This window comes from Bartonella sp. AP57NXGY, assembly GCF_042195805.1.
GTDB lineage: Bacteria > Pseudomonadota > Alphaproteobacteria > Rhizobiales > Rhizobiaceae > Bartonella.
The window spans coordinates 1-819 of sequence record NZ_JBHIOZ010000459.1 but is presented as its reverse complement, the minus strand read 5'-3'; the positions used below and the strand labels follow the sequence as shown (position 1 = coordinate 819).

At 29.4% G+C, this 819-nt stretch carries 1 protein-coding gene; it reads left to right on the top strand.

Annotated elements, in window-relative coordinates; all coding sequences use genetic code 11:
• Positions 1-163: 163 nt before the first annotated feature.
• A complete protein-coding gene (locus ACFIL8_RS11475) occupies positions 164-493 on the top strand; it encodes a helix-turn-helix transcriptional regulator (RefSeq protein ID WP_208439714.1) in 330 nt (109 codons plus the stop codon).
• The last annotated feature ends 326 nt before the right edge of the window (positions 494-819 follow it).

Sequence of the window (819 nt, the reverse complement as noted above, 5' to 3'; positions counted from 1 at the left end):
TTTTGAAACCACCTAAATATTTTATAATTAATCTCGAAGGCATATGTAATCTCCATAACAGCACAATAAATAATTGCGTTTTATGCACAAGTCAACGAAATTATGCTTTTTTATCATTTTTACACATTTGCATAAAAATATATTTTCAAGGATTATACGAACCATGGAACAAGATATTCAGTCCAAACTTAAGCTATGGATTAAAGAGCGTCTTAACGAACGAGGACACGGCGCACAAACATTATTAGCATCACATTTAGAATTACACCCATCAGCAGTGAATCGCATGCTTAATACCTATCAAAATGGTAAAACGCGAGATATAACCATAGATGAACTAGTAAAGATTTCTGAATTTTTTAACGAACCTCCCCCCAGTTTTTACAAAGAAGTAGACTTAGATTTTATGAAAATATGTGCATCACTTGATCCAGTTGACAAAGAAGCGGTGCTTGATTTTCTTGAATTATTAAAAAAATTAAAAACAAAATAAGTAATAATTAACTGCTCTTTTTCATTGAATAATGAAAAAACAGATTCTATTTTTTTATCTATATCGCTCATAAACATCTCCCAAATTGTGGATAGCGCATAATTTAATTATATATTTTAAGATTTATTTTTGCGTTTTATGCAAAATTTTAATTGACTTGTGCATAAAATACAATTATCACTGCACCATACCCCGAAAAAAAAAACCTATGTCAAGGCGTTTTTTTCAAAATGTATTTAAATATTTTGATATGGAGGCATTTGTGAATAAACCAGTGTTTATAAATTCTGATGAAATTCTCTTAGTGATGTGCGAAAATGAAGAAC

What these genes read in the sequence shown, in the direction of transcription:
- ACFIL8_RS11475 (WP_208439714.1), top strand. Translation starts at nt 164, where the DNA reads ATGGAACAAGATATTCAGTCCAAACTTAAGCTATGGATTAAAGAGCGT.